Origin of the sequence: Intrasporangium sp. (assembly GCF_030452765.1) — a bacterium.
Lineage (GTDB): Bacteria > Actinomycetota > Actinomycetes > Actinomycetales > Dermatophilaceae > Intrasporangium_A.
The window spans coordinates 1-5919 of the sequence record NZ_JAKDLO010000229.1 but is presented as its reverse complement, the minus strand read 5'-3'; the positions used below and the strand labels follow the sequence as shown (position 1 = coordinate 5919).

7 protein-coding genes and 1 pseudogene are annotated in these 5919 nt (G+C 70.7%); 7 read left to right on the top strand and 1 reads right to left on the bottom strand.

Annotated features, from left to right (window positions below):
- Positions 1-434 precede the first annotated feature (434 nt).
- Positions 435-701: a hypothetical protein gene (locus L0H79_RS20000; protein ID WP_301486398.1), complete on the bottom strand. Its 267-nt coding sequence runs from the start codon at positions 699-701 to the stop codon at positions 435-437.
- A 475-nt stretch (positions 702-1176) separates the two neighbouring features.
- Here L0H79_RS20000 and L0H79_RS19995 point away from each other — a divergent pair, with 475 nt between their 5' ends.
- From L0H79_RS19995 to L0H79_RS19965, 7 genes and pseudogenes are all read left to right on the top strand, one after another.
- Positions 1177-1797 carry a hypothetical protein gene (locus L0H79_RS19995; RefSeq protein ID WP_301486397.1) on the top strand — a complete coding sequence of 207 codons (621 nt, stop codon included), beginning with the start codon at positions 1177-1179 and terminating at the stop codon, positions 1795-1797.
- 10 nt (positions 1798-1807) lie between these two features.
- Positions 1808-2245 carry a phage tail protein gene (locus L0H79_RS19990; RefSeq protein ID WP_301486396.1) on the top strand — a complete coding sequence of 146 codons (438 nt, stop codon included), beginning with the start codon at positions 1808-1810 and terminating at the stop codon, positions 2243-2245.
- Positions 2245-3084: a LysM peptidoglycan-binding domain-containing protein gene (locus L0H79_RS19985; RefSeq protein WP_301486395.1), complete on the top strand. Its 840-nt coding sequence runs from the start codon at positions 2245-2247 to the stop codon at positions 3082-3084. Before L0H79_RS19990 ends, L0H79_RS19985 begins: the two co-directional genes overlap by 1 nt.
- Positions 3074-4957, top strand: a complete 1884-nt coding sequence (locus L0H79_RS19980; RefSeq protein WP_301486394.1) for a VgrG-related protein — start codon at positions 3074-3076, stop codon at positions 4955-4957. The genes L0H79_RS19985 and L0H79_RS19980 overlap by 11 nt, the downstream gene beginning before the upstream one ends.
- Positions 4958-5000: 43 nt before the next feature.
- Positions 5001-5282 carry a PAAR domain-containing protein gene (locus L0H79_RS19975; RefSeq protein WP_301486393.1) on the top strand — a complete coding sequence of 94 codons (282 nt, stop codon included), beginning with the start codon at positions 5001-5003 and terminating at the stop codon, positions 5280-5282.
- Positions 5279-5698, top strand: coding sequence for a GPW/gp25 family protein (locus tag L0H79_RS19970; protein ID WP_301486392.1), 420 nt, complete (start codon positions 5279-5281; stop codon positions 5696-5698). The genes L0H79_RS19975 and L0H79_RS19970 overlap by 4 nt, the downstream gene beginning before the upstream one ends.
- A pseudogene (locus L0H79_RS19965) lies at positions 5695-5919 on the top strand (putative baseplate assembly protein); the annotation flags it as partial. The gene L0H79_RS19970 and the pseudogene L0H79_RS19965, both read left to right, overlap by 4 nt.

The following is a 5919-nucleotide window of genomic DNA, read 5'->3' as shown; positions in this document are numbered from 1 at the left end:
CCCACACCGTCGGTCGGCGCAGCGCCCACACCGTCGGTCGGCGCGGCGCCCACCTCGTCGCGCGGGATGACTCCGGGGGTGACGCAAAGCGCCGTCGGTCAGCCAACCGTCCAGCTTGCCCACTCGAGCGAGCAATCGCGCCCCCTCGACCGGGTAGTGGTGCCCGCTCGACGGGAGCTCGGCTACGACCAGCCGATCACGATGCAGCGGAAGGTGACCCGATCCGACGCCGTGCCAGCGACCCGAGAGATGGGCTCCACTGCTGGCATCGAGCAGACCAGCACTGAGCCTCGGGCACGCGAGGTGGCCGCCAGCTCAGGGACCGAGCGAGCAACCCACGGATCGGGCGCGGCAGGCCCGTCCGGTGCCGTGACTGCGGAACAGCCCCCAGAACCGACAACGCCGCCGCTACCCCTCTCATCTCCGGCCGCCCGTCAGGAGAGCCCGCCATCCCCATTGCAGTCGCCGACGAGCCTCGCGCAGACGACCGACACAGCGGCGTCGCCGACGACGACCCTTGAGGGGACGGCCGACACGGCAGCGTCGCCGACGACGACCCTTGAGGGGACGGCCGACACGGCAGCGTCGACGACCGGGAGGATGTCAGGCGCAGCCACGGTGCAGCGCAGCCGCGCGAGTTCCACCCAGTACCAGCAAGCCGTGTCCACGGAATCGCTACCGCCTCCCACCGGGAACCCCACGGCGGTGCCGTCTCTGGACGTCGTGCTCCCCGAACGGCTCGCCACCCCGCAGCCGCCCGACCGCCCCGCGCGCCAGTCCCGTCAGGCATCGACTGCCGGTTCGTCCCGGCAGGGCGGTCCCGGCGGACCGGGACAGGGTCAGATCCAGGGCAGCCCGACAGCGTCCGGCGCTGGTCAGGCGCAGACGGCGGCCCCGACGAACCGGTCGGTCCCGAGTCGGACAGCACGGCTCGAAGCGCCTCCGTCTCGCGCGCCCGTGCCGCCGACGCCCGTGCCGTCTCGGTCTCGACCGGCCAGCACGACGACCCCTGGCCCTGGACCGATGCGCCTGTCCCTGCAACGGAGTCCGCGCCCTGCCGGCACCGGAGGCGCCGAGGCAGGACCGACCGGCGGGAGCCATGGCCGTCGCTTCGACCCGCTGCTCTGGACTCTCCAGCCGGCCTCGGAACTGACGCCACCCGCCGAGTCTCGACCCGTGGCCGTACCCGGTGAATGGTCCGACCGGGTCACCTCCGAGGAGCCGCGACACCCGACTCCCGACGCACCGGGAGCCTCTGGCGTCCTCACAGAGCTCAGCGCCACCGCGCCGCCCGTCCTCACAGAGCTCAGCGCCACCGCGCCGCCCGGCCTCACGCCGATGCCGTTCGTGCAGCGTTGGCCGACCCGGCCCCTGCCGCGGCCCGACGCCGGGCGCACTCGCCCCCGATTCCTGGGCGCCGCCCGGCCTCTGGCGGCTACCCTGTCGGCCAATCCCCTGGTCCTCCCGCCGGCACCGGCTGCCTCGCCGCCTGGGAACGACACCGGCAACGCGCCTGCCGCGCCGGACATGGACACCCCGCCCGCCGTGGCCGACCTGGCGACCGACATCGCTCCCTATCAGGATCGCGAGACCGTCGAGCCTCCGCGCGAGGCGGGGACGACGTCCGACGGCACCGAGGTGAGCAACATACGGGCTGGTGCTCAGCTGCTTGCGGAGCCGACGAACCAGCAGGTGGAGGAGCTCGCGCGACGACTCTACGACCCACTGGTCACCCGACTTCGCGCCGATCTGCTCATCGATCGCGAACGCCGCGGCCACCGGACGGACCTGTGGTGAGGAGGACGGGATGATCCCTGACGTCGAAACAGCGCTAACCGTGAGCTTCCAGGTCAAGCTCGACGACCAGGATCTCGGCGAGTTCTACAGCTGTGAGGGGCTCGGCTGTGAAGTGGTCATGGAGACGCGCGACGAGGGGGGAAACAACGGCTTCACCTGGCAGCTGCCGACGAAGCTCAAGTTCTCCAACATCCGCCTGACCCGACCCCTCGGCAAGGACACCGAGAAGGTGGCTCAGTGGTTCGCGAGCATGCAGACCGGCTACCAACGGCGCACCGCGACGATCGTCGCCATGCGCGCCGACGGCAAGCCGATCGCCACGTGGGGGCTGCTCGACGTCGTGCCGGTGCGGTGGTCCGGGCCGTCCCTCAGCGCCGACCAGTCCAAGGTCGTCACCGAGACCGTCGAGATCGCTCACCACGGCTTCATCGGGAACGGAGGTGCGTGATGGCTGGAGCATCCGTCGCGATGGATGTCGCCGCGGCGGGCGGTGGGGCGTCAGCGGCGAACAGCCGCCCCAAGCTCGAGCACGCCTATCTCCTTGTCCACGAGCCGTCCCCGGACGGGTCGCTGTCCAAGCCCGGAGCCCAGATCGACAAGATCTCCTTCCAGTTCAACCCCAAGGAGCTGAGCATCGCCAAGGCGGCTCGCTGGATCCGCGCCACGGGCCAGGGCAACGAGAAGTCCGGGCCGCCCCAGTTCCAGGGCCCCGAGCCGTCCAAGCTCAGCCTCGAGATGTTCCTCGACGCGTCCGACACACAGGGCACGACCGTCGTCAAGACCGTCGAACGGCTGATGGCCTGCTGCGTCCCCACCGCGGCCTCGCACGATCGGGACAAGGGCTCACCGCCGTGGGTGCTCTTCCGTTGGGGCGGCCTGACCGGCTTCCTCGCCTACGTCAGCTCGGTGGCCGTGCGATACACCCTGTTCACGCCCGGCGGCCTGCCCATCCGGGCGACCTGCACGGTCTCGCTCGAGGAGCTCGCCGGCGAGACGCCACGGCAGAACCCCACCTCGGGTGGGCTCGTCCCGCGTCGGGTGCACGTCGTGGTCGAGGGCGACACGCTCGCCGCGCTCGCCTACCAGGAGTACGGCAGCCCGAGCCTGTGGCGAGCCGTCGCGCACGTCAACGGGATCGACGACCCCATGCGGTTGGTCCCCGGGACGAGCCTGCTCATGCCGTCGGTCGAGGACCTGACCGAACTGAACACGCCCGAACCGGCCGGGAGCGGGATCGAGCCGGGGACCGCGTCCCCAGCCGGATCGGTGGTGCGCGGTGCCCAATGAGGAGACCAGTACCACCGCCCTGGTGACCGTGGACGGACAGCCTCTGGCGCCCGACATCGCCGCAGCACTGATGTCGGTCGTCGTCGAGGACAGCCGACACGTACCAGCCCTGTTCGTCCTCACCTTCCTCGATGAGGACGCCGCGGTCCTCTCGCTCGCCTCCATGAAGATCGGGGCCCAGGTGCGGCTCCACCTGCAGCGCAGTGACCCGGGCAGCGCCGTCGAGCTGCTGACCGGCGAGGTGACCGGACTCGAGGTGGACGTCAGCGAGCTGGGCACCCGCACCGTGGTGCGGGGCTATGACAAGACCCACCGGCTGCAGCGGGGCCGGCGGGTCGCGGCCTACACCGACATGACCGTCGCGGACATCGTGAGGAAGGTCGCCGGCTCGGCCGGCCTTGACGTGGGGCAGATCGACAGCTTCCCCGGGGTGCCTCAGCACGTCAGCCAAGCCGGCGTCAGCGACTGGGCGTTCCTGCAGGAACTGGCAGCCGGCGTCGGTGCAGAGGTCGCGTTGAACGAGAGCGGTGCGCTGGAATTTCGCAGGCCCGCCCGGGCCTCCACCGGACCGGCCGCCACTGAGACGGCCCAGCGGAACGTCCTGGTCATCGAGAAGGGCTACAACCTCATCCATCTGCGGGGCGGGGTCACCGCCTCGGACCAGGTGCCCTCGGTCGAAGTCCGAGGCTGGGACATCGCCACGGCGACGGCGATCGTGTCCACCCATCCGGCGGCGGCGACCAACGTGGCGGGGAACGGCATCGACCCTGCCGGCCTCGCCCGCACGTTCAGTGCCCAGCCCTGGCTCGAGCCATGGCCCGCGCACACCACCTCCGGCGCCTGCGGCGACCTGGCAGCAGCGATCTCCGCGCGGCTCGCCGCAGGGGCGGTCGAGCTCGACGGGGTGGTCCGGGGGAACCCCAGTCTGCGGGCCGGCACCGCAGTGGCGGTGACCAAGGTCGGCAAGCCGTTCGACGGCAAGTACATCCTCACCTCGACCCGTCACGAGATCAGCCGGGACCGGGGATACGTCACGCACTTCACCGTGAGCGGCGCTTCGGAACGCTCGCTCTACGGGATCGCTGCCGGGCTCGACGGGCATGATCCGGCCCGGCAGCGGCGGGTGGACGGACTGCTCACCGCCCTCGTCACGTCCGTCAAGGACCCGGAGCACAAAGGGCGAGTCCAGGTGAGGTTCCCCGTCCTGTCCGACAGCTACGTCAGTGGCTGGGCCCGCCCCGTGCAGCCGGGCGCGGGCGCACACCGCGGCAGCATCGTGCTGCCCGAGGTGGGCGACGAGGTGCTCGTCGGCTTCGCCCTGGGCAACTTCAACGACCCCTACGTCATCGGTGGTCTCTACAACGGCAAGTCCACCCCCGCGAAGGCGTGGAGCGAGCACGTGGACTCGACGAGCGGGTCGGTGACCCGGCGCGCGTTCGTCTCGCGCAGCGGCATGGTCGTCGAGATGGTCGAGACAGCACAGGACGAGCAGCTGACGCTCAGTACGAGCGACGGGAAGCAGCGGATCACGCTCGTGCAGAAGGCGAAGGCCGGCATCGAGATCGTCTCCGAGGGACCCGTGTCGGTCACCGCAAAGCAGGACGTCACCGTGACCGCGCAACAGGGCGTCTCGGTGACGGCGCAGCGGGACGTCAAGGTCGAGACGACCGGGGGAAACCTCACCGTCAAGGCCCTCAACATCACTCTCGAGGGCACCACTGCCGTCAAGGTCAAGGGTCCGAGTGTGGCGCTCGAGGCGACCGGGTCCCTCGAGCTCAAGGGCACGTCGATCAAGATCGCCGCCAACGCCACCGCAGAGCTCTCGGCCGCAGCCCTGACCACCGTGAAGGGAGCACTCGTGCGGATCAACTGACGGGCACCGTCCAGGCCGCCACTCACATCGACAAGGAGGAGCCATGCCACCGGCCGCTCGCGTCACCGACCAGACCGGACACCCCGGCGTCATCACCGGCCCGGGGGTGGCCACCGTGCTCATCGGGGGCATGCCTGCTGCCGTGCTCGGTGACCTGCACACGTGCTCCTTCCCCGGTCTTCCGCCCCATCCGCCCACGCCGCTGGCGCCCGGGTGCCCGACTGTGCTCATCGGCTCGCGACCGGCCATCAGGGTAGGGGACCTGGCCGGCTGCGGCGCGCCGGTCATCCCGCCCGGCTGCCCAACCGTCCTGATCGGGGGATGACGATGGCCCAGGAGTTCATCGGGTCGGGGTGGGGTTTCCCCGTTGCCGCAGACGCCACCGGAGGGGTCGCACTCGTCACCGGGACCCGCGAGATCGAGGAGAGCATCCGGCTCGTCCTGGCCACCGCGCCGGGTGAGCGACCGATGCGGCCCGAGTTCGGCTGCGCCGTCCACGAGTACGTCTTCGCGCCGGCGGACGCGGGAACCGCCGGCGACATCGCGTACGCCGTCCGGGTCGCCCTCGACCGATGGGAGCCGAGGATCGTCCTCGAGTCGGTCGACGTCCGCTTCGACGAGATCGACCACGGGACGCTCTACATCGACATCCGCTACTCCGTCGCGGGCACGAACGACCCACGGAACCTCGTCTTCCCGTTCTATGTCATCCCCGCCACGGAAGGCAGTGGTGCGCCGTGAGCCTGCCCCTGCCCAACCTCGACGACCGCCGGTTCCAGGACCTCGTCGACGACGCGAAGCGCCTGGTCCAGCTGCGCTGCCCCGAGTGGACCGACCACAACGTGTCCGACCCCGGTGTCACACTCATCGAGGCCTTCGCCTACATGACCGACCAGCTCCTCTACCGGCTCAACCGGGTACCGGACAAGCTCTACCTCGCCTTCCTGGACCTGCTCGGGGCC

Bases quoted from the DNA above. Each gene is read 5' to 3' on its own strand.
- L0H79_RS19985 (WP_301486395.1), top strand. From the start codon at position 2,245: ATGGCTGGAGCATCCGTCGCGATGGATGTCGCCGCGGCGGGCGGTGGG.
- L0H79_RS19975 (WP_301486393.1), top strand. From the start codon at position 5,001: ATGCCACCGGCCGCTCGCGTCACCGACCAGACCGGACACCCCGGCGTC.
- L0H79_RS19970 (WP_301486392.1), top strand. From the start codon at position 5,279: ATGACGATGGCCCAGGAGTTCATCGGGTCGGGGTGGGGTTTCCCCGTT.
- L0H79_RS19990 (WP_301486396.1), top strand. From the start codon at position 1,808: ATGATCCCTGACGTCGAAACAGCGCTAACCGTGAGCTTCCAGGTCAAG.